This is a genomic window from Pseudomonas sp. ABFPK (assembly GCF_001586765.1).
Taxonomy (GTDB): Bacteria; Pseudomonadota; Gammaproteobacteria; order Pseudomonadales; family Pseudomonadaceae; genus Aquipseudomonas; species Aquipseudomonas asiatica.
In genome coordinates this window covers 1-24,150 of sequence record NZ_LQXW01000001.1, presented here as the reverse complement: position 1 = coordinate 24,150, position 24,150 = coordinate 1, and the positions used below count along the sequence as shown (strand labels likewise).

The following is a 24,150-nucleotide window of genomic DNA, read 5'->3' as shown; positions in this document are numbered from 1 at the left end:
CCTCACAGACTTCAAGGCATGCGAAGTACCTGTGGGAGCTGGCTTGCCGGCGATGAGGCCCTGACAGGAGATAGAACCGGGCCTGACTCAACGGACTGATGGTGGTTGTGTACTACCTGCCTGTGCAATGGTCCAACTCACCACCTGCCCGGTCAGCTGGTCGCAGGCCTTCCCGAAGCCGGCAACCACCGCTGACACCTGCTTGTCGGCAAGCGGCTGGCGGATTTCGAAGCGTTTGCTGGCCAGAATGCGTTGGTTGCGGCCTTGAATCAGGCGTGCGTCATAGCGGATCACCACCTCCACCGCCCCGCCCGGGAGGTACTCGGTCTGGAATGCCTGCAGCTCGCCAGCCAGCTCGTAGTCGGCCTGCAGGTTGCTGTCGTCGGCACTCAGGCGCTGTACCTGGCCGTCACGCTGGAAACCGTCGAGCAGGCGGTTGCGCAGCAGCACCGGCACTGCGTCGCTCCAGCGCGCGCCCTTGTAGCTGCTGACCACATCGCCCTGGGGAATCACTGCAATCCGTGGCCCGGCCAGCACTTCGCTGGCCAGCGGCTTGTTCAGGCGCAATGACCAATCCAGCGCCGGCGCCGTCCGGCCGGGCTGGTTCACCGGCAGACGGTACAGGTCGACGGGCTCGCTCTGCGGCAGGATCGAGCAGGCACTGGCCAGGCTCAGTGCGGCCGCCAGGGCCAGCAGGCGCAGCGACGGTTTCATGGTTGGAACTCCTTGTTGTTGTCGCGGCCGAGCAGGTAGCCGCTAGGGTCGGCCTCCAGTTGCCGGGAAATGCCTTTGAGTGCGTTTAGGGTTTCGCGTAGCTCGCGAATCGCCGGGGTCAGCTGGTTCAGGCCCTGGGCACCGTCGCCGATGGCTTCGCGGTTGTCCTCGAGCAGGCGGTTGATGGTGGCGGTGCTCTCGGCCAGTGACTGCATGGCCTGTTCGGCGCTGCCGATTGCCTGCTTGCCTTCGCTGCCCAGCAGGCCGTTGGCATTGCGCATCAGTGCCTGGGTTTCGGCCAGGGTGGCGCTGGCCTGCTTGCCCACCTGCACCAGTTGCTCGATGGCCTGGGTGATGCTGCCGTGCTGGCCAGCGAAGGCGCCGGTGGTCTTGTCGAGGTTGGACAGGGTGTTGCTGAGGTGGCCGATGTTGTCCTCGGAAAACATCTGGTTGGCGTTATGCAGCAGCAGGTTGATGTTGGTCACCAGGTCGCTGCTGTCATTGAGCAGGCGCGAGATTGGCGAGGGCGATGCGATGATCACCGGCAGCTTGCCGTCCTTGCCTTTCAACTCGGGGCTTTGCGGGGTGCCCCCGCTGAGCTGGATGAACGAGTTGCCGGTCACGCCGGCCAGGGTCAGCTTGGCCTGGGTGTCTTCCTTCACCGGCGTGTCGGCGCTCAGGCGCACCCGTGCCAGTACCCGGCGCGGGTCTTTCGGGTCCAGGCGCAGGGTGGACACATCGCCTACCTTGATGCCGTTGTACTGCACCGGGCTGCCGCGGGACAGGCCGGAGACGGCTTCGTTGAACACCACTACGTAGTCCTTGAAGGCGTCGTCGACACTCGACTTGGCCAGCCACATGCCGAACAGCATGGCGCCGGCCACCACCAGGACGGTGACCAGGCCGATAAGAACGTGATGGGCTCGGGTTTCCATTGCTCAGCGCTCCTGCCCGGCACGGGTGGCGGCCTGCTCGGCTGCGCGCCCGCGTGGGCCATGAAAGTATTCTTGAATCCAGGCGTCGTCGGTCTGCTCGACCTCGGCCAGCGGGCCTGCCACCAGGACCTTCTTCTGCGACAGCACGGCGATGCGGTCGGTAATGGTGTACAAGGTGTCGAGGTCGTGGGTGATGAGGAATACCGACAGGCCCAGGGCGTCACGCAGGGTAAGGATCAACTGGTCGAAGGCGGCGGCACCGATCGGGTCCAGGCCGGCGGTGGGTTCGTCGAGGAACAGGATGTCAGGGTCCAGTGCCAGTGCCCGGGCCAGCGCGGCGCGCTTGATCATGCCCCCGGACAGCGAGGCCGGGTATTTGTCGGCGGCCGAGATTGGCAGCCCGGCCAGGGCCAGTTTCACCCCGGCCAGGTGCTCGGCATCGGCGCGGGACAGCCCGGCGTGCTCGATCAGCGGCAATGCCACGTTTTCGGTGACAGTCAGCGAAGAGAACAGCGCGCCCTTCTGAAACAGCACGCCGAAGCGCCGCTCGACCAGTGAGCGCTGCTCTTCGCGCAGGCCGGACAGGTCCTGGCCGAACACTTTGATCTGCCCTTCGTTGGGCCGCCGCAGGCCAATAATACTGCGTAACAGCACCGACTTGCCGCTGCCCGAACCGCCGACCACGGCGAGTATCTCGCCGCGATACAGATCGAGGTCGAGGTCTTCGTGCACGCTCTGACGGCCGAAGCGGTTACAGATGCCGCGGGCCTCGATCACACGTTCCTGGCCATTCACCAGCCCATCTCCATGAAGAACAGCGCAGCCACCGCATCCAGCACGATGACCACGAATATCGACTGCACGACCGCCGAGGTGGTGTGCGCGCCAACCGATTCGGCGCTGCCGCTGACCTTGAAGCCTTCCAGGCAGCCGATCGCGGCGATCAGGAAGGCGAAGAACGGTGCCTTTGCCAGGCCGACCAGGAAGTGCTGCACGCCGATGTCGCTTTGCAGCAGCGACAGGAACATGGCTGGCGAGATGTCCAGTGTCAGCGCGCACACCACCGCGCCGCCGACGATGCCGCAGATCATCGCGATGAAGGTCAGCAAGGGCAGCGAAATCAACAGCGCCAGTACGCGCGGCACCACCAGCATCTCCATGGGGTTCAGGCCCAGGGTGCGGATGGCGTCGATTTCTTCGTTGGCCTTCATCGAGCCGATCTGCGCGGTGAACGCGCTGGCGGTTCGGCCGGCCATGAGGATGGCGGTCAGCAGCACGGCGAACTCTCGCAGGAACGAGAATGCCACCAGGTCGACGGTGAAGATGGTCGCGCCGAAATCGGCCAACACCGTAGCGCCGAGGAAGGCCACCACCGCGCCCACCAGGAAGGTCAGCAGGGCGACGATGGGCGCGGCGTCCAGACCGGTCTGTTCGATGTGCGCCACGACCGGGGTGAAGCGCCAGCGATGTGGTTGCAGGGCTCGGCGCAGCAGGGTTTCGAGGATCAGGCCAACGAAACCGAGCACTTGCAGGGTGTCTTGCCACAAGGTGCCAACGGCGCAGCCGATGCGCTCTAGAAGCAACAGCAGCACGTTACGCTCGGGTTCCTTGACCGGAATGCAGTAGTCCTGCACCGAGCAGTAGACATTCTTGAGCAGGGCGCGGCTGGCTTCGGGCAGGCCATGGGTGCAGCGGGACAGGCGTTCGGAGCCGAGCAGTTCGGCCAGCAGCGAGGCACCGGCGGTATCCAGGCGTCCCAGTTGGCTAAGGTCGGCGACGGTATCGGCAGCATATTGCGCCCGCAGGCGCTCGCTCTCACGCTTGAGGCTGGCGTAGTGCGCCAGGGTCCAGTCACCGGTAATGCGCAGGCAGGCCGGTTGGCTACTGGTGTCCAGAGTGGCGCTGGGGGTGGTCATCGGCTCCATGCTACTGACTCGGCGCTAAGGCTTAGGGCCTGATCATAGCGCAGCGGGCATGGGCTGTTTGGTGATTATGTGCTGTCTTCACGGACCTTGGGGGCTGCTTTGCAGCCCATCGCCGGCAAGCCAGCTCCCACATGGAGCGGGTTATCGCTGGCCCGGTGGGAGCTGGCTTGCCGGCGATGGGCCGCAAAGGGGCCCTTACACTCACCCTGCGGGCGCGTCATCGACCACCTTGAAGCGCAGAACACCGATGACCTGCCCATCCTCTGTCAGTACCCTCACCTGCCACTTGCCCACCGGGTTCGGCGGGAAGTTCTGCTTGTGGGTCCAGGCCCGGTAGCCTTCCTTGCGCCCGCCATGGATGTCCAGGGCAATGCGATCAACTTCCTGGCCGTCCTTTTGCCACACGTGATAGATCCGCTCGTTCAGGCCGCGTGGCGCGTTGATCGCGGTGTAGGCGTACAGGCCGCTGCTACGGATGCGGCTGGCGGCAATTTCGTGCAGCGAATCGCCCGGCTGGCGGTTCAGCACTTCGGTACTGACCGCCACTTCGGTCATCCACAAGGTTGCTGGTGGCACCCAGGAGCGCAGAAGCCAGCCCCCGCCGCCGACCGACAGGGTGACCAGCACCAGGGCCACGGCACGGCGCCAGTTGTTGATCGGGAAGCTGCTGGCAAGGCTGGGAAACGACAGGGCCATGGCTGCGATCAGGGCCAGCTTGAAGCTTTGCGCGGTGGTCAGGTGCAGGATGATCGGCAGCGCGGTCAGCAGGGCGGCGAACAGGGTCAGGGTATGCAGCGCCAGGAACAGCCAGCGCCTCGGTGCCAGCCACTTGTAGTACAGCGGATCGATGATCGAAATCAGCCCGGCGGCGCCAAGCAGGCCGGTGAACACCAACTGGCCGCTGTTCCAGGTGGTGGTGATGAAGAAGAACGGCAGTACGAAGAACAGCGATTCCTGGTGGATCATCTGTGTCGCATAGCGCAGCAATGGCTGCGGTATTTCGCGGTTGAAGGTGCGCGCGAACAGGCCGGTGAGGGTGTTTTCCAGCATCAGCCAGAGCCAGCTGACCAGCATGAGCACAGCTACCCAGCTGGCAAGGCCAGCCTGGCGGTCGACTAGTATGAAACTGCCGATGCCGGAGAGGAAACCGCCGAGCGCGATGATGCCGGGGTAGCGTTTGAGCAGTTCGATGATGCGCTGGACGATGTGGGGGATTTGGGGCATTGGGGGCTACAACAGAAAGGATATGGTGGCTGTGCCGGCTTCTTCGCGGGTGAACCCGCTCCCACAGGGACCGCGTTGCGATACCCGCGAATGGGCCGGTACTGGCAAAAGGATACCGCCGATTCACCGCTAGCGTGTAGCACCGCTCGGTTTTTCTGGACCATGCCGACGCCAGCGCAACAGCCCCGCTGCCAGGATCAGCCCCGATAGCAAGGCAACCAGCCCATAGAGTTCATCATAGCCAAGCAACGGCTTTTCGATACGCACATAGCCATCTTCCTTGAGCAGTTCCTTCAGAGCCTCGTTGGCCTGCGCCAGGCTGACCTGGCGCAGCTTGCGCACCGGGTTGGCGAAGCGTCCGTCGCTATAGTCGTTCAGCGCGCCCCAATAGTAGTCGGCCAAGGCACTGTTGCCCTGGGTGCTCCAGCTTTCCTTGGCGACGCTGGCGTACTTGATGCGCTCGAAGGTGTCCGGGTCGAGGCCTTCCTTGCGCAGGTGATCGAACAATTTCTGCATCACCTCGACCGCCTGGTCGATGTCCTCGCGCTCCAGGTCGGCATTGAGGCTTAGCAGGCCAGTGTCGCCGAAGCTCTCGCGTTGTGCCGAAGGGCCGTAGGACAACCCGTTGCGCAAGCGCAGCTGGTCATACAGCGCCCAATCCAGGTAGTGCGACAGCAGGTCGAGGGTGGCCTGATGGTCGTTGTCCAGCACCGGCTCGACGAACAGCCAGTGCAGCTTGACGCTGTCGCCCAGCCAGCCGCGGGTCAGGTCGCGGCGCTGTTCAGCTTGCTGGCCGATGCTTTCCAGGGTGCGGCGCTCCTCCGGCTCGGTGGCGGGCAATTCGCCAAAGGTGCGCTCCAGGTAGGCCGGCAGCAGGCGGTCGAGGCCGCCGACCACTATCAGGGTCATGTTGTTGGCCGCGTACCAGCGGTCACGCAAGGTGTTCACCTGCTCCAGGGTCATGTCGTCGAGGTTGGAGCGCTCCGGGCATTTCAGGCCTAGCTCGGTGGCCAACTGGTCGCTGGCGGGGTGGCCGATGTCCTGGCGGTCGAGCCAGCGCTGCAGGTGGCCATAATGGCCGCCATCTTCACGCTCGATGATGCGCTTGGCAGTGGCCAGGGCCTTGGCATCTATGCGGGTTTCGTGGATCACCGCCAGTAGCAGGTCGAGGACTTTGCGCTGGTTGCGCGCCGGGGCTTCGATGACGAAGGTGGTGTCGGCGCTGCTGGTGTAGGCGTTCCACTCGCCGCCCAACGATTGCAGCCGCTCTTCCAGGCCACCCTCGCCGGTTGCGTCGATGCCGCTGAACAGCAGGTGCTCGAGCAGGTGCGGCAGCTCTTTCTGCTCGCAATTGAAGTCATCCAGGCCGACGCCGACCACCAGGCGAATCGCTACATGGTCACGTTCATAGCCGTTTTTCAGGATCACCTGCAGGCCGTTGGGCAACAGGTAACCTTCAACCCGCGAGCGGTCGAGGGCAAATGAGGGCAGGCTGCAGATCAGCAGGCAAACGAACATCAGGCAACGCATGGGCGAGCTTGGGTCCTCAGGTAGGCGAAATCACGGCAGTCGGGCTTCGTCCGGCACGCTGTCGAGCATCAGCCCGCCCGTGTCCGAGCCGCCCAGTACCACATAGGCACTGCTACAGAACAAAGAGTTCAACCGTTTCATGTCGGCGATCAGCTCCAAGTGTAGCGAACTGGTCTCGATACTTTGCACCACCTTGCGCTGCAGGCGGCTGACATGGGCGTGCGCAAGGCGCCGTTCCTGGGCGCGAAATCGGCGTTTTTCCCGCAGCAGCAGACGGGCACTTTCCGGGTCGGCACTGAGAAACACCGACAAACCCAGGCGCAGGTTGGCCAGCAGCTGTTCCTGCAAGCCGGTGAGTTCTTCCAGGCCCACCTGGGAGAACTCCCGGCGCTGGCTGGTTTTCTGCTGCTGGACCTTGCGCAGCATACGCTCAATCAGGTCGCAGGCCAGCTTGAGGTTGATCGCCAGTTCGATGATTTCTGCCCAGCGGCGGTTGTCCTGTTCGCTGAGGCCTTCACGTGAAATCTGCGCCAGGTACAGCTTGATCGCGCTGTACAAGGCTTCGGCGTCCTCGCCCAGGGCGCGGACCTGCTGCGGCAAGGCGGCCTGGGTACCGCGCAGGGCACCGAGCATGGCTTCGAGCAGGCTGTCGACGATATCGCCCAGGCGCAGGGTTTCGCGGGAGGCGTTGGCCAGGGCCAGGCTGGGTGTTTCCAGCGCCGAGGTGTCGAGATGGCGCGGGCGAATCTGGCCGTTGCCGTTTTCCCGTTCGGGCAGCAGGCTGTTGCACAGCCGGCCCATGGGTTTGACCGTGGGCAGCATGATCAGGCAACGCAGCGTGTTGTAGAGCAGGTGGAAGCCGATGACCAGCTCCTGTGGGCTGAAGCTCAGTGAGTCCATCCAACCCACCAGCGGGTGCAGCACTGGGATGATCAGCAGCAAGCCGATCAGCTTGTACAGCAGGCTGCCCAGGGCCACACGGCGTCCAGCGGCGTTCTGCATGCTGGTGCTGATGAAGGCCAGCAATCCGCTGCCGATGTTGGCGCCCACCACCAGGCCGATGGCCACTGGCAGGCTGATCACTTCGGCGCCGGCCAGTGTCGCGGTGAGCAGCACGGCGGCCAGGCTGGAATAGGAAATCATGGCGAACAGTGCGCCGACCAGGGCGTCGAGCATGATGTCGCCGGTGAGCGAAGCGAATAGCACCTTCACGCCCTGGGCGTGGGTAATCGGTGTAGCTGCCTGCACGATCAGCTCAAGTGCCAGGATGATCAGGCCAAGCCCGATCCCTACCCTGCCCAGCTGGCCCGCCCGCGTCTGCTTGCGCGAGAGGAAGAAGATCACACCCAGGAAGATCAGCAGCGGCGACAGCCAGGACAGGTCCAGGGTCAGCACCCGGGCCATCAGCGCGGTACCCACGTCGGCGCCGAGCATGATTGCCAAGGCCGGGGTCATGGCCATCAGACCTTGGCCGACGAACGAGGTGACCAACATGGCTGTGGCGTTGCTGCTTTGCACCAGGGCTGTGACCAGAATGCCTGCGACGAACGCGAGCGGGCGTTTGCTCATGTTCTGGCTGATGATGCGCCGCAGGCTCGAGCCGAATACCCGGAGTATTCCGGTACGCACGATGTGGGTGCCCCAGACCAGAAGCGTAACGGCCGAGAGCAGGTTGAGCAGGGTCAGCATGGCGACGGCCCCCTGTTGCATTGGCCCAGAGGGCCAAGAGACGAAGCGTGAGCGTTTGAAGAATTTTCAGTGCTCACTCAAAGCTTTAGTTGTTCTGCGGAGCTGTCGCCAGCTTCGCATGGCTGTCATTTGTTTGAAATATGGCGGAAATGAAAAAAGGGCCCGAAGGGCCCTTTGTCCTGCACTTCCTGATCTTATTGACCCGGAATGTCCTTGCGCAGTTTCACTGGCTCGTGCTCTTTGCCGTTCTTGCGGGCCAAGGCAGTTCGCATGCGGATGTTGATGGCTTCCACCGCCAGCGAGAACGCCATGGCGAAGTAGACATAGCCTTTAGGCACATGTACGTCGAAAGATTCGGCGATCAGCACGGTACCGACCACGATCAGGAACGATAGTGCGAGCATCTTCAACGACGGATGTTTGTCGATGAAGTCGCTGATGGTGCCGGCGCACAGCATCATCACCAGCACGGCGACGATGATCGCGGCGATCATCACCGGTACGTGGGACACCATGCCCACCGCAGTGATCACCGAGTCCAGCGAGAACACGATGTCGATGATGGCGATCTGGATGATGGTGTAGAAGAACTTGCCACCCGCGCCTTTCGGTTCTTCCGGGTTTTCGTCCTCGCCTTCCAGGCCGTGATAGATCTCTTGCGAGCTTTTCCACAGCAGGAACAGGCCACCAAAGAACAGGATCAGGTCCCGCCCGGAGATGCCCTGGCCCAGGACCACAAACAGGTCGGCGGTAAGGCGCATGACCCAGGTGATCGACAGCAGCAGCATGATACGAGTGACCATTGCCAGGGCCAGGCCGAAGATCCGGGTGCGCGGCTGCATGTGCTTGGGCATGCGGCTGACCAGAATCGAGATCATGATGATGTTGTCGATACCGAGGACGATCTCAAGCGCGGTAAGGGTAAAAAAGGCAACCCAGATTTCCGGGCTGGTCAGCCATTCCATGTGTCTTCCTTCGAACGGTAAAGGCGACGCGCCCGGATCCGGGCGCGTCGCGTTAGGGAAATACGTGTTTATTAAAGACTACTGAACAGCGGGAAAATCCCCATCAGCAGCGCGGCGAGCATTATGCACAGGCACACCAGCACTGCCCACTTCAAGGTGAAGCGCTGATGATCGCCGAACTCGATCCCGGCCAGGGCCACCAGCAGGTAGGTGGAGGGTACCAGGGGGCTTAGCAGGTGTACCGGCTGCCCGACGATCGACGCACGGGCCATTTCCACCGGGCTGATGCCGTAGTGGCTGGCAGCTTCGGCCAGCACCGGTAGCACGCCATAGTAGAATGCGTCGTTGGACATGAAGAAGGTGAACGGCATGCTCACGATCGCGGTTATCACCGCGAGGTATGGGCCCAACGCCTCGGGGATGACCGACAGCAGGCTCTTGGACATGGCGTCGACCATGCCGGTGCCCGACAGGATGCCGGTGAAGATGCCGGCGGCAAAGATCAGCCCGGTGACCGCCAGCACGCTGCCGGCGTGGGCGGCGATGCGGTCTTTCTGCTGCTGCAGGCACGGGTAGTTGACGATCATGGCGACGCTGAAGGCGATCATGAACAGCACGGGCAGCGGCAACACGCCGGCAATCAGCGCGACCATTAAAGCAGCGGTCAGGGCACCGTTGAAGTACAGCAATTTTGGCCGGCGCGCGTCCGGGAACTGCGAAACGGTAATTTCGCTGTGGTCGATGTCGTCGGTGGGCAGGTGCAACTCGCCAAGGCGGGCACGTTCGCGCTTGCCGTACATGTAGGCGATGGCCAGGATCGCCAGCACACCGAACAGCATGGCGGGGATCATCGGCACGAAGATGTCCGACGGGTCCACGTGCAGGGCGCTGGCGGCGCGGGCGGTCGGGCCACCCCAGGGGGTCATGTTCATTACCCCGCCGGCGAGAATGATCAGGCCGGCCATGATCCGCGGGCTCATGCCCAGGCGGCTGTACATTGGCAGCATGGCGGCGCAGCAGATCATGTAGGTGGTGGCGCCGTCACCGTCGAGCGAGACCACCAGGGCCAGTACCGCGGTGCCGACGGACACTTTCAGCGGATCGCCCTTGACCAGCTTGAGGATCTTGCGCACGGCCGGGTCGAACAGGCCGGAATCGATCATCAGGGCGAAATAGAGGATGGCGAACATCAGCATCACGCCGGTAGGTGCGAGCTTGCTGATGCCCTCGAGCATCATCGGGCCGATCTTGGCGGAAAAACCGCCGAACAGGGCGAACAGGATCGGTACCAGGATCAGCGCGATCAAGGCCGACAGGCGCTTGGTCATGATCAGGTACATGAAGGTGATGACCATGGCAAAGCCGAGGAAGGTCAGCATGGCAATACTCCAGGCGTGGCGCGGCGAAAGGAACGTCGATTCGGGCGGATCAGCGCGCTTGGCGCTGTGCAGGGAGCATGCGGAGGGGGGCTACGGAAAGTCGGGCACAGGAATACATCTGAATCACCATTGTTGTTGTTGATTGGGCCGGGCGCGGTGGTTACCGGGTGCCCTGGCTGACCGGTCTTGTGCCGGTAGTGGGGGCTATCCTATGAGGGCAAGCTTTCAGCCAGCTTTCGCCGAAGCAAAGGTGACGAGAGGTAGGTGATGCAGGATGTGACCGAGGGTGGCTGCCATTGTGGCGCCTTGCGTTATCGGTTGGAGGGCGACCTGACGGACATTGCCCATTGCCATTGTTCGATCTGCCGGCGGGTCAGTGGCGGGCTGGTGGTGACCTGGCTCACCCTGCCCCGCTCGGGGTTCCGGTGGGTGGCGGGCGAGCCGAACTGCTATGTGGCGCCGGCCAGTTGCAGCCGGTACTTTTGTGGGCATTGCGGGGCGCATATGGCGTTGGTGACTACACATAGCCCGGAGACGGTGGATGTGACGGTGGCGACGCTGGACCACCCGGAACGGGTCAAGGCCAACCGGCATATCTGGGTGGGTAGCCGGTTGCCTTGGTTGCATCTGGATGAGGATTTGCCTTCGGAGGCCGAGGAGAACCTGTAGGCTTTGTGCTGTCTGTGCCGGCCCTTTCGCGGGTAAACCCGCTCCCCACAGTGACGGCGCAGATCTCAGGTGTTGTACAGATCCTGTGGGAGCGGGCATGCCCGCGAAGAGGCCGGCACAGTGGACGTTACAATTGCAGGCCACCGGCGGCCTTGTGCAGCGCCCGCAGATGTTCGCCCACCTGCTTCACATTGGCTTCCACCGCCGCAATTTCCTTGGCCCGCGACGGCTCCAGCAGCGCCCTCACCTCTTTGTCCAGGCTTGTGCTCAAGCGCAGCAACTGCGCTTGCCGCTCACTGCTGACCTGTTCCAGGTGCTTGCGCTCCTGCGGCTGCGGCAGCCCGTAGCCTTTGCTGTCGAGCAACTCTGCCGGGCGGCTGAGGAAGCCACTGTTGGCGAGCATTTGTCTGAGGGTCGCATCGGCCTTGCTGACGCTGCCATCCTTCAGCGCGGCGGCGTTCAGGTAACGCTGCTTGACCTCGTCCTGGGCCAGCAGCAGTTGCCGGCGCAAGCTGGCCTGTTCAAGCAGCAGCAAGGCGGCGCTGGTGCGCAGGTCGGCCTGGGCGAACCAGCCCCGGCGTTGCTCGGCGTCAAGGGCCAGCCAGTCTTCGACCTTGTCCTGCTTTATTGGCAACTGCTTCTTCAACACCTCGAACATGGCCTGGTAACGGTCACGGTAGGAGTCGAAGCGATAACCCAGGCGCAACGCTTCGCGGGGGTCGTCTAGTACGCTGGTGTCGGCCAGCCCCCTGCCCTTGAGCACAGCCAGCAAGCCATTGGGCATGATGCTGTCGAGGTCGTTCAGGCGTGGGTTGGCGGTGCCGCTGCGCAGCAGCTTCAACGACTCTATTGCGCAGTTGTTGGACAGGAACCAGTAGTTGCCATCGTAGCTCCAGTGCATTTCGGCGGCCTGACGCACCAGGTTCTCGATCTCGTCGCGGTCGAGCCGCAAGGGCACCGAGGCCAGGCTGCGCAGTTCGGTCTTGGTGTACTCGTCGATCACCTGGCCCAGCGGCAGCACGAACAGACGCGAGGGGTAGGCACCGACCAGGCCGTCCCAGCTGGAAAGCTGTACATCGTTGACGAAGGCGCGGTACGACAGCACCAGGCTCTGGTCGAGGTCCAGGCGGCAGTCCGGCCCGCGTGGGCGGCCCGGCTTGCAGATCACCAGGCGCAGCATGCTGTGGCCCCAGCGGCTGACCAGGTTCTGGTTGGCTTCGGCCAGCAGGTAGTCCACCTCATAGACCCGCTCGGGGTCGATTTCGCCCAGCGGCTGGCGGCCGAAGTCGCTGCCGGCATTGATGAACGGCAGGCCCTTGGCGCAGCTGTCCTGCTGTGGTGCCCAGCCGAAGTGTTCGCGCAGGTACTGGTTCAGCGCCGGACGGCGGCAGCCGTAGCTCGGGTCGAGGAGGAAGTACTCCATATTGACCGCGATGTACTCCTTGGGGCTGCTCAGTTCATAGCTGTCGGGGCTGCGCACGAACTGGCCGTTGTGCTGCTCGCGCTCGCCGCGTCGGCCCACGTACTGCTGCCAGCCGGCCAGGTCGAGCAGGCGCGGGTCGTCGCTGAGGGTGAAGCGGCGCTCGGCCTGGCCACGGCATGCTTCGGGCAGGCCGACCTTGCCCAACGTACCTTGCTGGCGCTTGCAACGGGCGATCAGCGCGTTCTCGGCGCTGGGCCACAGCCGGGCACGGTCATAGATATGGGTGAGTTCGTGCAGCACGGTGGCCAGCAGTTCTTCTCGCACCGTGCCATGCGGGCGGTTGGTGCGTTCGGTGGCTGCACTGCCATCGGTGAGGCTGGGCAGCAGGCGACGATTGAGTTCGAGGGTAGAGACCAGCGATGCCTGGCCATAGGCGTCGGCCGGCATATTGTCGCTCCAGCTGACCCGCACTCGGCGTTTCAGCATTTGCTTGAAGCTGGGGGGCAGCTTGCCCATGGCTTCGTCAAGCAGAGCCTGAGTGGCCAGGGCCTGCTGTGAATCAAGGCCGGACGCCTGCAGCTCAAGCTGCAGGTCGGCCAGGGCGGGCGTGCCGAGCAGCGTCAGGGCGCAGCCGAGCAGCCAGGCGCGCACGCGGTTCACAGCGCGAGGATGGCTTCAGCCAGTACCTGGTCGCTGGCGTCACGCGCTTGCGGCACGCGCTCGCGCAGGGTGTTGAAGGCAGCCTCAAGCTGGGCGCCGCGGATGTCACCGTTGCTGGCGACAAAGCTGGCGGCGTCGTCATGGGCTTCGCGCACCACTTTTGAATCGCGGATCGAGGTGGTGGTGTCAGAGGTGAAATCGATCGAACGGCCAAAGGCGCGCACGATGATATTGCTGGTGGCCACCAGGGTCTGTGCCTGGGCCAGGTCGGCCAGCAGCAGCATGCCGAGGGTAGCGGCAATCAGCGGTTTACGCATGGAGCATCTCCGAAAAATACAGGGAGTCAGATTTAATTATTGGACGAGAATTGCTTGCGCCAGTTCCAGATCGCCGACGGTATGCCGTGCGCAATTGTGGCGTAATGATTCCAGCGCTGCCTCCAGCCGTGCACCGCGGATCTGGCCGTCGCTGGCGACGAAGGCAGCGGCATCGTCCTGGGCCTGGCGGACAAGTTTGCGGTCGAACGGTGCGCTGGTGACCTGGCTGGTTACATAGCCGGTAATGACCAGGTTTTGCGTAGTGGTATCCATGGCATGGGCGCTGGCCATGCCAACAACGGAGAACAGCAACGGCAACAGATAACGCATGGGCTCTACAACAACTGGAAACGTGGGCGGCAAAGGTGGGTATGGCTGTGCTGGTGGTGACCAGCACAGCTGAATGGCTCAGCCGGGGTCAGAGCGCCAGGATGGCCTGCGCCAGTTGCGCGTCGCTGGCCTGCAGGGTTGGCATCTGCGAGCGGATGTGCAGGAAAGCGCTTTCCAGCTTGGCACCGCGGATGTCGCCCTGGCTGCCAACGAAGCTGGCGGCGTCGTCACGGGCGGCCTGGACGATCTTGTCGTCACGGAACGAGGAGGAAATATCGGAAGTGGCATCGGTGGACGCGGCCACTGCGCCAACGACGGCGTCGGTGGTTACAACGAAGCTGGTGGCGTTTGCGGTGCCGGCCAGGCTCAGCATCAGGGCGGCGCCAATCAGGTATTTACGGGACATGATCGTGGACTCCTGGACTAGGGTCGGGTGGTTCTGCTTTATCGGACGCTCGCACAGCTCGTCGCGGTACTTTTCAACAGTGCGTTCTACCAGACTGTTACGCCAAGCGTATCACGCGCCGGTGTTTCTGGATGTTAATGAACAGCGCACCAATAAACTGTTCTGGTCTGATTTATGTTTTTCAAAACTGTACAGGTTCGCTGGGAAAAGGCTCTGGCATGCCGCCTGCAAACAAAAAACCCGTCGCAGTCACCTGCAACGGGTTTCGGGAATTCGCGGTGCCGGCCGAAGCCGGCAAGCCGGAGCTTAGCGCCAGAATGGCTTGCTCAGCTCTTCGTAACGCTGCGACTCGCTGATACCGGCGTCGGCCAGCAGGCGGGCGTCCAGGCGAGCCAGTTGACGGCGGCTGGCCATGCGGCGCTGCCACAGCAGCAAGGTGGACAGAGCGCGCAGCGGCAGCGAAGCGTTGGATTGTTGGGCGTTGCTTTCAAAAACCAGACCGGAACTGAGGGTACGTTCCATGATGTTTCATCCTTCCGCTTATGGCGGGATTAGGTAGTGATTTAACTGATGCCAATGATCCTCCTCTGTCGTCCATAACAGTAGATACAGTTCAGTTGAAAGACGATGGTCCAGTTAACTGTGTAACCCTACTGTTGCACTCGAAACTGGCGTAACTGTACTGGTCTGCCCTTATTTGGTGCATTTTCATTAAACCAAAGGTATTTGTCTGCCAGGAAGGCGTGAAATTACCAGTACAGTAGTACAGATTAATTGGGTAACGGCGACCAGGTATCTTGATAGACGGGTTGGACTGTTATGGCCCATTCGCTAGCGAGCATGCGAAGAAGCCGGAACAGCGGGAGCAGGGCCGCCGTTCCGTACCACATCTGTATCAGCTAGCCAGCATGCGCCCGGTTTCTTCCAAGTTCTCGTGCCAACTCAGGGCTTCACGCAGGATGTGCGGGGTATGGCCGCCACGCTGGCAGGCGCGATCGAAGTAGTCGCTCAGTGCTGCGCGGTAGTCCGGGTGCACACAGTTGTCGATGATCGCCCTGGCGCGCTCGCGTGGCGCCAGGCCGCGCAGGTCGGCCAAGCCTTGCTCGGTGACAAGGATGTCCACATCGTGCTCGGTATGGTCGACATGGCTGACCATCGGCACCACGCTGGAAATCGCCCCACCCTTGGCAATCGACTTGGTGACGAACACGGCCAGATGGGCGTTACGGGCGAAGTCACCCGAGCCGCCGATGCCGTTCATCATCTTGGTACCGCAGACGTGTGTGGAATTGACGTTACCGTAGATATCGAACTCAAGCGCGGTGTTGATACCGATGATGCCCAGGCGACGGACCACCTCCGGGTGGTTGGAGATTTCTTGCGGGCGCAGTACCAGCTTGTCCTTGTAACGCTCCAGGTTGCCGAACACGTCGGCGTTGCGGCGGGTCGACAAGGTGATCGAGCTGCCCGAGGCGAAGCTCAGCTTGCCGGCGTCGATCAGGTCGAAGGTGGAGTCCTGCAGTACTTCGGAGTACATGGTCAGGTCTTCGAACGGCGACTCGATCAGGCCGCACATCACTGCGTTGGCAATGCTGCCGATACCGGCCTGCAGCGGGCCAAGCTTGTTGGTCATGCGGCCGGCCTCGACTTCTTTCTTGAAGAAGTTGATCAGGTGGTCGGCGATGCCCTGGGTTTCGTCATCCGGCGGCAATACGGTGGACGGCGAGTCCGGCTGGTCGCTGATGACGATGCCGACGATCTTGGCCGGGTCGATCGGGATGGCGGTGCTGCCGATACGGTCGTCGACCTTGACCAGCGGGATTGGCGTGCGGGTCGGGCGGTAGGTCGGGATATAGATGTCGTGCAGGCCTTCGAGGTTGGTGTTGTGCGAGAGGTTGATCTCGACAATCACCTGCTTGGCGAAGATCGCGAAGCTGGCCGAGTTGCCCACCGAGGTAGTTGGCACGATATGGCCTTGCTCGGTGATGGCCACGGCTTCGATGACCGCGATGTCCGGCAGCTTCAGCTGCTGGTTGCGCAGCTGCTCGACGGTTTCCGACAGGTGCTGGTCGATGAACATCACCTGGCCGTCGTTGATGGCCTTGCGCAGGGTGCTGTCGACCTGGAACGGCATGCGGCGAGCCAGCACGCCGGCCTCGGTCAGTTGCTTGTCCAGGTCGTTGCCCAGGCTGGCGCCGGTCATCAGGCTGATTTTCAGTGGCGACTGCTTGGCACGTTCGGCCAGTGCATGTGGTACGGCCTTGGCTTCGCCGGCGCGGGTGAAACCGCTCATGCCGACGGTCATGCCGTCCTCGATCAGACCAGCGGCATCAGCCGCACTCATTACCTTGCTGTGCAGGGAGGACAAGCGGATACGATCACGGTACATGGATTGTTATCTCGGGCTACTGAAACTACTGCAGCGCAGTCTAGAGACTTCGCCCCTTGCCGTCCCACGACCATGGTCGTATGAGAAGCCTTGGAATAGAGCCGTTGATCCGGATCAATAAAAGAAAAGCCCCGGCAGATTCTGACCGGGGCTTCCTTTATATCAACTGGTTTGCAGCGGGCGTTGTCACTCCACCGCCTTGACCATGTCTTCGATGACTTTCTTGGCGTCGCCGAACACCATCATGGTCTTGTCGAGGTAGAACAGTTCGTTGTCCAGGCCGGCATAGCCGCTGGCCATGGAGCGCTTGTTGACGATGATGGTCTTGGCCTTGAACGCTTCGAGGATCGGCATGCCGGCGATCGGCGACTTGGGGTCGTTCTTCGCCGCAGGGTTGACCACGTCGTTGGCGCCCAGCACCAGCACCACATCGGCCTGGCCGAACTCGGCGTTGATGTCTTCCATCTCGAACACTTGGTCGTACGGCACTTCGGCCTCCGCCAGCAGCACGTTCATGTGCCCGGGCATACGGCCGGCCACCGGGTGGATCGCGTACTTCACGGTCACACCGTTGTGGCTCAGCTTCTCGGTCAGTTCCTTGAGCGCGTGCTGGGCGCGAGCCACCGCCAGGCCGTAGCCAGGGACGATGATCACGCTGTCGGCGTTGCTGAGCAGGAAGGTGGCATCGTCGGCCGAGCCAGACTTCACCGGGCGCTGCTCTTTGGAGCCTTGCGCCGCGCCAGCATCGGTATCACCACCGAAGCCACCGAGGATGACGTTGAAGAACGAACGGTTCATCGCCTTGCACATGATGTACGAAAGGATGGCACCGGACGAGCCGACCAGAGAGCCTGCGATGATCAGCATCGAGTTGTTCAGCGAGAAGCCGATACCGGCCGCTGCCCAGCCCGAATAGCTGTTAAGCATCGACACCACCACCGGCATGTCGGCGCCCCCGATCGGAATAATGATCAGCACGCCCATGATGAAGGCCAATACCAGCATCAGGGTGAAGGCACTGTAGTGGCCAGTGAAGGTGAACAGCAGGCCCAGGGCGATGGTGGTCAGGCCGAGGATCAGGTTCAGCTTGTGCTGGCCGGTGAACTGTACCGGTGCGCCCTGGAACAGGCGGAACTTGTACTTGCCCGACAGCTTGCCGAAGGCGATCACCGAGCCGGAGAAGGTAATGGCACCGATGGCTGCGCCGAGGAACAGCTCCAGACGGTTGCCGGTGGGGATCGGGTCGCTCATGGCGGCAACGATGCCCATCGATTGCGGTTCCAGCACCGCGGCGATGGCGATGAACACCGCTGCCAGGCCGATCATGCTGTGCATGAAGGCGACCAGTTCCGGCATTTTGGTCATCTCGACGCGCTTGGCCATGATCGAACCGGCGGTGCCGCCGACCAGCAAGCCAACGAGGACGTAGCCGATGCCGGCGGTGGCAAGCTCGGCCCCGAGCTTATAAATGAGGCCGACCGTAGTGACGATGGCGATACCCATGCCGATCATGCCGAACAGGTTGCCGCGCCGCGAGGTAGTCGGGTGCGACAGGCCCTTGAGCGCCTGGATGAAGCACACCGAGGCGACGAGGTAGAGGAGCGTTACCAGATTCATGCTCATGCTTACTTCTGCGCCTCGTTCTTGGTTTTCTTCTTGAACATCTCAAGCATGCGACGGGTGACCAGGAAGCCACCGAACACGTTGACTGCGGCCAGGGCTACCGCAAGGGTGCCCATCAGCTTGCCGGCCGGGGTCACGGTCAGGGCGGCGGCCAGCATGGCGCCGACGATGACGATCGCGGAGATGGCGTTGGTCACGGCCATCAGCGGTGTGTGCAGCGCCGGGGTGACGTTCCACACCACGTGGTAGCCCACATAGATGGCCAGCACGAAGATGATCAGGTTGTAGATGCCATGGGAAATCAGCATGTCTTCCATTGTCGTGCTCCTTAGCCGTTCTTGCGGACGACCTGACCATCACGGCACATCAAGCAGGCCGCGACGATGTCGTCTTCGAGGTTGATGACCAGCGCGCCGTCCTTGTCGAACAGCAGCTTCATGAAGTCCAGCAGGTTGCGTGCATACAGTGCCGAGGCATCGGCGCCCACCTGGGCCGGCAGGTTGGTCGGGCCAACGATGATCACGCCGTTCTCCTGTACCACCTGGTCGGCGACAGTCAGTGGGCAGTTGCCGCCTTGGGCTGCTGCGAGGTCGATGACCACCGAGCCGGGCTTCATCTGCGCGACGGTTTCGGCGCTGAGCAGGGTCGGCGCCTTGCGCCCCGGGATCAGCGCAGTGGTAATGACGATATCCGCCTGCTTGGCGCGCTCGTGCACGGCCTGGGCCTGGCGTTGCATCCAGCTTGCCGGCATCGGCCGGGCATAACCGCCGACACCTTCGGCGCATTCGCGCTCTTCTTCGGTTTCGTAGGGTACGTCGATGAACTTGGCGCCCAGCGACTCGATCTGCTCCTTCACGGCCGGGCGTACGTCGGATGCCTCGATCACCGCGCCCAGGCGCTTGGCCGTGGCAATGGCCTGCAGGCCGGCAACGCCCGCGCCCAGGATCAGCACGCGCGCGGCCTTGACGGTACCGGCGGCGGTCATGAGCATGGGCATGAAGCGTGGGTAGTGATGGGCAGCCAGCAACACCGCCTTGTAACCGGCGATGTTGGCCTGCGACGACAGCACGTCCAGGCTCTGCGCCCGCGAGGTGCGCGGCGCGGCTTCCAGGGCGAACGCGGTAATGCCGCGCTCGGCCATCTTGCCGATCAGCTCGCTGTTGAAGGGGTTGAGCATGCCCACCAGGAGGCTGCCACTGTTGATCAGGGCCAGTTCCTGGTCGTTGGGGGCGACCACTTTGAGCACCAATTGGGCGCCGTAGGCATCGGCTGCACTCCCCAGGGAAGCACCCACGGCCTCATAGGCACTGTCCGGAATGCTGGCATTGAGCCCTGCCCCCCGTTGGACGGTGACCTGATGGCCCTGGCCAATCAGTTTCTTGATGGTTTCCGGGGTCGCAGCGACCCTTGTCTCACCGGTCTGCGTCTCGAGAGGAACACCAATGTGCACGACTATTTCTCCTGCGGTGACCTTTTGTCTTTTTAAAAGCCAGCGCACTTCGGATGGTGCGCTGGGGCGGCTGTGGAGCGCCGACCCGCCGAATCCCGGGCGGGCGAAGCATTTTGCAGACGAAGCCAGAGGCCTTCAACCGGTTCTGGAGCGAAACGAAGTCAAAACTACAAGTCACCCTGTGACCGTATGTCGCAACGGTCAGGCTGCAGCCTGTCAAACATAGGCTATTGGCAGATTAGGAGAAAAAAACAAAAAATTTGCGGTTGATTCGCTTACGGCTTGGTGAATGTCGCAAAATAACCCGCGAAGCCGCGCCGTAAGCAGGGTTAAAGCGGATTTTTGCTCCTGCATAACAGTTTATGTATATGCGACAAATACATATATCTGTAGGTGTTAAAAATAATTGACTACGGAGTCAATTTATCGTGCCTGCTCACGTCTTGGCCGTGTACGCCTGGGCCTGGCTTACCAGCCAGTCACGGAAGGCGCGTAGCGAAGCCGACTCCACTTTGCGCTCCGGAATCATCAGATAGTAGGCCTTGTCACTACTCAGGGCATGCCTGTTAGCGACCACCAACCTACCCTCCTCCAACTCGCGCTGGATCAGGAACGGTGGAATCAGGGCGATGCCCATCTCATGCATGGCCGCCTGGGCGAGCATCGAGAATAGTTCATAGCGCGGGCCTGTCATGTCGCGTTCCACATTCATGCCGACGCTGCCGAACCATTGCCGCCAGGCATAGGGGCGCGTGCTCTGCTGCAGCAGGGGCAGTTGGGCAATACGCTGAGCGTCGAGTATGCCCTGCCCGCCCAGCAGCGCCGGGCTGCACACCGGTACCGGGTTTTCCCCCATCAGCCGGTGCGACTGGGTGCCGGACCAGTCGGCATCGCCGAAGTAGATAGCGGCATCGAAGGTGGTGTCGGCAAACAGGAATGGCCGGGTGCGGTTGGTGAGGTTGACCGTGACCTCAGGGTGGCGCTGCTGGAAGTCCTTTAGCCGTGGTAGCAGCCATTGGGTACCAAAGGTGGGTACCACGGCCAGCTCGATCACGTTTGCGCCCTGCTGGCGCATTACCGACAAGGTGTCGCGCTCTACCGCGTCCAGTTGGGCGGCCACCTGGCGGCTGTAGGAAAGGCCGGCTTCGGTCAGCTTCACGCCGCGGCGCGAGCGGCGGAACAGTTCCACATTGAGGAAGGCTTCCAGGCCGCCTATCTGTCGACAGACGGCACCCTGGGTCAGGGCGAGTTCCTGGGCGGCCTTGGTAAAGCTCTCGTGGCGCGCCGCCGCCTCGAAGCAAACCAGAGCGGCGGTACTGGGGATCTTGCGGCGCATGTACGTCAACCTCACTCGTAAGGCTGTCAATATGGCGTTTTGCCGATTTACGAAGTGACAAATTATCACTAATTGGTGCGCAATCCTCGTTTGTCCCGGCGGCCGATCAGGCCTAGGCTCAAAGGCACAAGAAACTGCCCCCTATTTCGAGGATTTCGCTCATGGCCGGTAAAGCAAGCTTCAACTGGATCGACCCGCTGCTGCTCGATCAGCAGCTCACTGAAGAAGAGCGCATGGTGCGTGACAGCGCTTATCAGTTCGCCCAGGACAAGCTGGCCCCGCGTGTGCTCGAGGCCTTCCGTCATGAACAGACCGACCCGGCGATCTTCCGTGAAATGGGTGAGGTCGGGTTGCTGGGCGCCACGATTCCCGAGCAGTACGGTGGCAGTGGCCTGAACTACGTGTGCTATGGCCTGATTGCTCGCGAGGTAGAGCGCATCGACTCGGGTTATCGTTCGATGATGAGTGTGCAGTCGTCGCTGGTGATGGTGCCAATCAACGAGTTCGGTACCGAGGCACAAAAGCAGAAGTACCTACCCAAACTGGCCAGCGGCGAGTGGATCGGTTGCTTCGGCCTGACCGAGCCCAACCACGGCTCCGACCCGGGTTCGATGATTACTCGTGCCCGGAAGGTCGACGGCGGCTACCGCCTGACTGGCAGCAAGATGTGGATCACCAACAGCCCGATCGCCGACGTATTCGTGGTCTGGGCCAAGGACGATGCGGGTGATATCCGCGGCTTTGTTCTGGAAAAGGGTTGGCAAGGTCTCAGCGCGCCGGCGATTCACGGCAAGGTCGGCCTGCGCGCCTCCATCACTGGCGAAATCGTCATGGATAACGTATTCGTGCCGGAGGAAAACATCTTCCCGGATGTACGCGGCCTCAAAGGCCCGTTCACCTGCCTGAACTCCGCCCGCTATGGCATCTCGTGGGGTGCGCTGGGCGCTGCGGAAGCCTGCTGGCACACCGCGCGTCAGTACACCCTGGACCGTCAGCAATTCGGTCGCCCGTTGGCTGCCAACCAGTTGATCCAGAAGAAGCTGGCCGACATGCAGACGGAAATCACCCTGGCACTGCAGGGCTGCCTGCGTCTGGGGCGGATGAAGGACGAAGGCACAGCTGCAGTGGAGATCACGTCGATCATGAAGCGCAACTCCTGTGGCAAGGCGCTGGATATTGCTCGCATGGCGCGTGACATGCTGGGTGGCAATGGCATTTCCGATGAGTTCGGCGTGGCTCGTCACCTGGTCAACCTGGAGGTGGTCAACACCTATGAAGGTACTCACGATGTGCATGCACTGATCCTGGGGCGTGCGCAGACCGGCATCCAGGCCTTCTATTGATAAGGAGCCAGCCCATGGGCGCGCTATCACATCTGCGGGTGCTGGACCTTTCTCGCGTGTTGGCCGGCCCATGGTCTGGCCAGATTCTCGCTGACCTTGGTGCCGATGTGATCAAAGTCGAGCGCCCTGGCAGTGGTGACGATACCCGCTCATGGGGGCCGCCCTTCCTCAAGGATGCCGAGGGTGAGAACACCAGTGAGGCGGCCTATTACCTGTCGGCCAACCGCAACAAGCGCTCGGTTACCATCGACTTCACACAGGCCGAGGGGCAGCGCCTGGTGCGTGAGTTGGCGGCGAAGTCCGATATCGTCATCGAGAACTTCAAGGTTGGTGGGTTGGCTGCCTACGGTCTGGACTACCAGAGCCTGAAGGCGATCAACCCGCAGCTTATCTATTGTTCCATCACCGGGTTCGGGCAGACCGGGCCTTATGCAAGGCGCGCGGGTTATGACTTCATGATCCAGGGGTTGGGCGGGCTGATGAGCCTGACCGGCCGCCCGGAAGGTGAGGAAGGTGCGGGGCCGGTCAAGGTAGGGGTGGCGCTGACCGACATCCTTACCGGGTTGTATTCCACGGTGGCGATCCTCGCTGCCCTCGCCCATCGCGAGCAGACCGGGGTGGGTCAGCATGTCGACATGGCGTTGCTCGATGTGCAGGTGGCCTGCCTGGCGAACCAGGCGATGAACTACCTGACCACGGGCAACCCGCCTCGTCGCCTGGGTAATGCGCACCCCAATATCGTGCCTTATCAGGATTTTCCGACGGCGGATGGCGACTTCATCCTTACCGTGGGCAACGATAGCCAGTTCCGCAAGTTCGCCGAGGTGGCCGGGCAGCCGCAGTGGGCGGACGACCCGCGTTTCGTTACCAACAAGCTGCGGGTTGCCAACCGGGCCGAGCTGATTCCTCTGATTCGCCAGGCCACGGTGTTCAAGACCACGGCGGAATGGGTGAGCCAACTGGAGGCTGCAGGTGTGCCGTGCGGGCCTATCAATGACCTGGCGCAGATGTTCCAGGACCCGCAGGTGCTGGCGCGCGGATTGGCGGTAAGCATTCCGCATCCGTTGGCGGGGAGTGTGCCGCAGGTGGCGAGCCCGATACGGCTGTCGGATACGCCGGTGGAGTACCGTCGGGCGCCGCCGCTGCTGGGTGAGCATACCGAGGTGGTGCTGGAGGATGTATTGGGGCTGGATGCCGGTGAGGTGCAGCGGCTGCGCAGTGCCGGTGTGCTTTAAGGACGTTTGGCCTTGGTGAAAAGCGGGGTGGCCGTCAGGCCTCCCCGCTTTGCTATTCAGCGATATCAAGGTTTCTTGAAATTAAGGGTTGACGCGGTTTCGAATCCCCTTATAATGCGCCCCACTTCTGACGTAGTCGAAGCGTAAAACTTCTTGTAAATCAATTAGTTAGGCGATTCAGGTAGTGTCAGGAGCGCTTCGATCGAATGATCGGCAGCGGTTGAGATGGTGGTTGACAGCGCTTCTAAACGCTGTATGATTCGCCTCCCGCTACGAGAGATCGCAGCGAGTCAAGTGTTTGAAGCTAAACGAGTTTCTCGCAGAAAACTTCAAAATAAACGCTTGACAGCAAATGAGGAGAGCGTAGAATGCGCGCCTCGGTTGAGACGAAACGCTCTTAACCAAACGCTCTTTAACAAATCGAATCAAGCAATTCGTGTGGGTGCTTGTGAGTACGGACTGATAGTCACAAAGATTATCGGCATCACAAGTGGCCATGCGAGAAATCACATAGTCATTTGAGATTGCTGAGCCAAGTTTAGGGTTTCTTAAAAACCCAAGCAGTATTGAACTGAAGAGTTTGATCATGGCTCAGATTGAACGCTGGC

22 protein-coding genes are annotated in these 24,150 nt (G+C 62.0%); 3 read left to right on the top strand and 19 right to left on the bottom strand.

What is annotated here, in order from left to right; all coding sequences use genetic code 11:
• Positions 1-87: 87 nt before the first annotated feature.
• From WM94_RS00115 to WM94_RS00075, 9 genes are all read right to left on the bottom strand, one after another.
• A complete protein-coding gene (locus WM94_RS00115; protein ID WP_003256980.1) occupies positions 88-714 on the bottom strand; it encodes an ABC-type transport auxiliary lipoprotein family protein in 627 nt (208 codons plus the stop codon).
• Entirely contained in the window at positions 711-1,649 is a 939-nt protein-coding gene (locus WM94_RS00110; RefSeq protein ID WP_061550162.1) for an MlaD family protein, read from the bottom strand. Before WM94_RS00110 ends, WM94_RS00115 begins: the two co-directional genes overlap by 4 nt.
• 3 nt (positions 1,650-1,652) lie before the next feature.
• The gene (locus WM94_RS00105; protein WP_039612423.1) at positions 1,653-2,444 is read right to left on the bottom strand and encodes an ABC transporter ATP-binding protein; all 792 of its coding nucleotides are present in this window, start codon (positions 2,442-2,444) and stop codon (positions 1,653-1,655) included.
• Positions 2,441-3,574: an ABC transporter permease gene (locus WM94_RS00100; protein WP_039612424.1), complete on the bottom strand. Its 1,134-nt coding sequence runs from the start codon at positions 3,572-3,574 to the stop codon at positions 2,441-2,443. The genes WM94_RS00105 and WM94_RS00100 overlap by 4 nt, the downstream gene beginning before the upstream one ends.
• 201 nt (positions 3,575-3,775) lie before the next feature.
• The gene (locus tag WM94_RS00095) at positions 3,776-4,798 is read right to left on the bottom strand and encodes a DUF5924 family protein (protein WP_015268494.1); all 1,023 of its coding nucleotides are present in this window, start codon (positions 4,796-4,798) and stop codon (positions 3,776-3,778) included.
• A gap of 129 nt (positions 4,799-4,927) precedes the next feature.
• On the bottom strand, positions 4,928-6,328 hold the full coding sequence (locus WM94_RS00090; RefSeq protein WP_015268495.1) for a pitrilysin family protein: 1,401 nt from the start codon (positions 6,326-6,328) through the stop codon (positions 4,928-4,930).
• A gap of 30 nt (positions 6,329-6,358) precedes the next feature.
• The gene (locus tag WM94_RS00085; RefSeq protein WP_023661571.1) at positions 6,359-8,017 is read right to left on the bottom strand and encodes a Na/Pi cotransporter family protein; all 1,659 of its coding nucleotides are present in this window, start codon (positions 8,015-8,017) and stop codon (positions 6,359-6,361) included.
• Between the two features lie 194 nt (positions 8,018-8,211).
• Complete coding sequence (locus WM94_RS00080; RefSeq protein WP_003256974.1) at positions 8,212-8,982, bottom strand: TerC family protein; 771 nt, start codon at positions 8,980-8,982, stop codon at positions 8,212-8,214.
• Between the two features lie 71 nt (positions 8,983-9,053).
• Entirely contained in the window at positions 9,054-10,361 is a 1,308-nt protein-coding gene (locus tag WM94_RS00075; RefSeq protein ID WP_061550161.1) for a CitMHS family transporter, read from the bottom strand.
• A 267-nt stretch (positions 10,362-10,628) separates the two neighbouring features.
• Between WM94_RS00075 and WM94_RS00070 the strand changes: the two genes are divergently transcribed.
• Positions 10,629-11,030, top strand: coding sequence for a GFA family protein (locus WM94_RS00070; RefSeq protein ID WP_061550160.1), 402 nt, complete (start codon positions 10,629-10,631; stop codon positions 11,028-11,030).
• A 127-nt stretch (positions 11,031-11,157) separates the two neighbouring features.
• On the opposite strand, the gene WM94_RS00065 is transcribed toward WM94_RS00070, so the two are convergent.
• The 10 genes from WM94_RS00065 to WM94_RS00020 all read right to left on the bottom strand — a co-directional run bounded on the left by WM94_RS00065 (position 11,158) and on the right by WM94_RS00020 (position 20,964).
• Positions 11,158-13,113: a DUF4105 domain-containing protein gene (locus WM94_RS00065; RefSeq protein ID WP_061550159.1), complete on the bottom strand. Its 1,956-nt coding sequence runs from the start codon at positions 13,111-13,113 to the stop codon at positions 11,158-11,160.
• Positions 13,110-13,430, bottom strand: coding sequence for a DUF2388 domain-containing protein (locus WM94_RS00060; RefSeq protein ID WP_003256970.1), 321 nt, complete (start codon positions 13,428-13,430; stop codon positions 13,110-13,112). Before WM94_RS00060 ends, WM94_RS00065 begins: the two co-directional genes overlap by 4 nt.
• A 36-nt stretch (positions 13,431-13,466) precedes the next feature.
• On the bottom strand, positions 13,467-13,760 hold the full coding sequence (locus WM94_RS00055; protein WP_061550158.1) for a DUF2388 domain-containing protein: 294 nt from the start codon (positions 13,758-13,760) through the stop codon (positions 13,467-13,469).
• Between the two features lie 88 nt (positions 13,761-13,848).
• Positions 13,849-14,166 carry a DUF2388 domain-containing protein gene (locus WM94_RS00050; RefSeq protein ID WP_015268503.1) on the bottom strand — a complete coding sequence of 106 codons (318 nt, stop codon included), beginning with the start codon at positions 14,164-14,166 and terminating at the stop codon, positions 13,849-13,851.
• Positions 14,167-14,472: 306 nt separating this feature from the next.
• Positions 14,473-14,688, bottom strand: a complete 216-nt coding sequence (locus WM94_RS00045) for a DUF1127 domain-containing protein (RefSeq protein ID WP_003256968.1) — start codon at positions 14,686-14,688, stop codon at positions 14,473-14,475.
• A gap of 373 nt (positions 14,689-15,061) precedes the next feature.
• Entirely contained in the window at positions 15,062-16,555 is a 1,494-nt protein-coding gene (locus WM94_RS00040) for an acetyl-CoA hydrolase/transferase family protein (RefSeq protein WP_003256967.1), read from the bottom strand.
• Between the two features lie 186 nt (positions 16,556-16,741).
• Complete coding sequence (locus WM94_RS00035) at positions 16,742-18,178, bottom strand: NAD(P)(+) transhydrogenase (Re/Si-specific) subunit beta (RefSeq protein WP_024087962.1); 1,437 nt, start codon at positions 18,176-18,178, stop codon at positions 16,742-16,744.
• A 2-nt stretch (positions 18,179-18,180) separates the two neighbouring features.
• On the bottom strand, positions 18,181-18,495 hold the full coding sequence (locus WM94_RS00030) for an NAD(P) transhydrogenase subunit alpha (protein WP_003256966.1): 315 nt from the start codon (positions 18,493-18,495) through the stop codon (positions 18,181-18,183).
• 11 nt (positions 18,496-18,506) lie between these two features.
• Positions 18,507-19,628: a Re/Si-specific NAD(P)(+) transhydrogenase subunit alpha gene (locus WM94_RS00025; protein WP_061550157.1), complete on the bottom strand. Its 1,122-nt coding sequence runs from the start codon at positions 19,626-19,628 to the stop codon at positions 18,507-18,509.
• A gap of 436 nt (positions 19,629-20,064) precedes the next feature.
• A complete protein-coding gene (locus tag WM94_RS00020) occupies positions 20,065-20,964 on the bottom strand; it encodes a LysR family transcriptional regulator (RefSeq protein WP_061550156.1) in 900 nt (299 codons plus the stop codon).
• Positions 20,965-21,125: 161 nt separating this feature from the next.
• Between WM94_RS00020 and WM94_RS00015 the strand changes: the two genes are divergently transcribed.
• On the top strand, positions 21,126-22,307 hold the full coding sequence (locus WM94_RS00015; protein ID WP_003252907.1) for an acyl-CoA dehydrogenase: 1,182 nt from the start codon (positions 21,126-21,128) through the stop codon (positions 22,305-22,307).
• 14 nt (positions 22,308-22,321) lie between these two features.
• Positions 22,322-23,542 carry a CaiB/BaiF CoA-transferase family protein gene (locus WM94_RS00010; RefSeq protein ID WP_039612431.1) on the top strand — a complete coding sequence of 407 codons (1,221 nt, stop codon included), beginning with the start codon at positions 22,322-22,324 and terminating at the stop codon, positions 23,540-23,542.
• Positions 23,543-24,150 lie beyond the last annotated feature (608 nt).

Excerpts from the sequence above, each read along its gene's own strand:
- WM94_RS00115 (WP_003256980.1), bottom strand. The coding sequence starts at position 714 with ATGAAACCGTCGCTGCGCCTGCTGGCCCTGGCGGCCGCACTGAGCCTG.
- WM94_RS00110 (WP_061550162.1), bottom strand. The coding sequence starts at position 1,649 with ATGGAAACCCGAGCCCATCACGTTCTTATCGGCCTGGTCACCGTCCTG.
- WM94_RS00100 (WP_039612424.1), bottom strand. The coding sequence starts at position 3,574 with ATGGAGCCGATGACCACCCCCAGCGCCACTCTGGACACCAGTAGCCAA.
- WM94_RS00095 (WP_015268494.1), bottom strand. The coding sequence starts at position 4,798 with ATGCCCCAAATCCCCCACATCGTCCAGCGCATCATCGAACTGCTCAAA.
- WM94_RS00090 (WP_015268495.1), bottom strand. The coding sequence starts at position 6,328 with ATGCGTTGCCTGATGTTCGTTTGCCTGCTGATCTGCAGCCTGCCCTCA.
- WM94_RS00085 (WP_023661571.1), bottom strand. The coding sequence starts at position 8,017 with ATGCTGACCCTGCTCAACCTGCTCTCGGCCGTTACGCTTCTGGTCTGG.
- WM94_RS00080 (WP_003256974.1), bottom strand. The coding sequence starts at position 8,982 with ATGGAATGGCTGACCAGCCCGGAAATCTGGGTTGCCTTTTTTACCCTT.
- WM94_RS00075 (WP_061550161.1), bottom strand. The coding sequence starts at position 10,361 with ATGCTGACCTTCCTCGGCTTTGCCATGGTCATCACCTTCATGTACCTG.
- WM94_RS00070 (WP_061550160.1), top strand. The coding sequence starts at position 10,629 with ATGCAGGATGTGACCGAGGGTGGCTGCCATTGTGGCGCCTTGCGTTAT.
- WM94_RS00060 (WP_003256970.1), bottom strand. The coding sequence starts at position 13,430 with ATGCGTAAACCGCTGATTGCCGCTACCCTCGGCATGCTGCTGCTGGCC.
- WM94_RS00055 (WP_061550158.1), bottom strand. The coding sequence starts at position 13,760 with ATGCGTTATCTGTTGCCGTTGCTGTTCTCCGTTGTTGGCATGGCCAGC.
- WM94_RS00050 (WP_015268503.1), bottom strand. The coding sequence starts at position 14,166 with ATGTCCCGTAAATACCTGATTGGCGCCGCCCTGATGCTGAGCCTGGCC.
- WM94_RS00045 (WP_003256968.1), bottom strand. The coding sequence starts at position 14,688 with ATGGAACGTACCCTCAGTTCCGGTCTGGTTTTTGAAAGCAACGCCCAA.
- WM94_RS00040 (WP_003256967.1), bottom strand. The coding sequence starts at position 16,555 with ATGTACCGTGATCGTATCCGCTTGTCCTCCCTGCACAGCAAGGTAATG.
- WM94_RS00035 (WP_024087962.1), bottom strand. The coding sequence starts at position 18,178 with ATGAGCATGAATCTGGTAACGCTCCTCTACCTCGTCGCCTCGGTGTGC.
- WM94_RS00030 (WP_003256966.1), bottom strand. The coding sequence starts at position 18,495 with ATGGAAGACATGCTGATTTCCCATGGCATCTACAACCTGATCATCTTC.
- WM94_RS00020 (WP_061550156.1), bottom strand. The coding sequence starts at position 20,964 with ATGCGCCGCAAGATCCCCAGTACCGCCGCTCTGGTTTGCTTCGAGGCG.
- WM94_RS00015 (WP_003252907.1), top strand. The coding sequence starts at position 21,126 with ATGGCCGGTAAAGCAAGCTTCAACTGGATCGACCCGCTGCTGCTCGAT.
- WM94_RS00010 (WP_039612431.1), top strand. The coding sequence starts at position 22,322 with ATGGGCGCGCTATCACATCTGCGGGTGCTGGACCTTTCTCGCGTGTTG.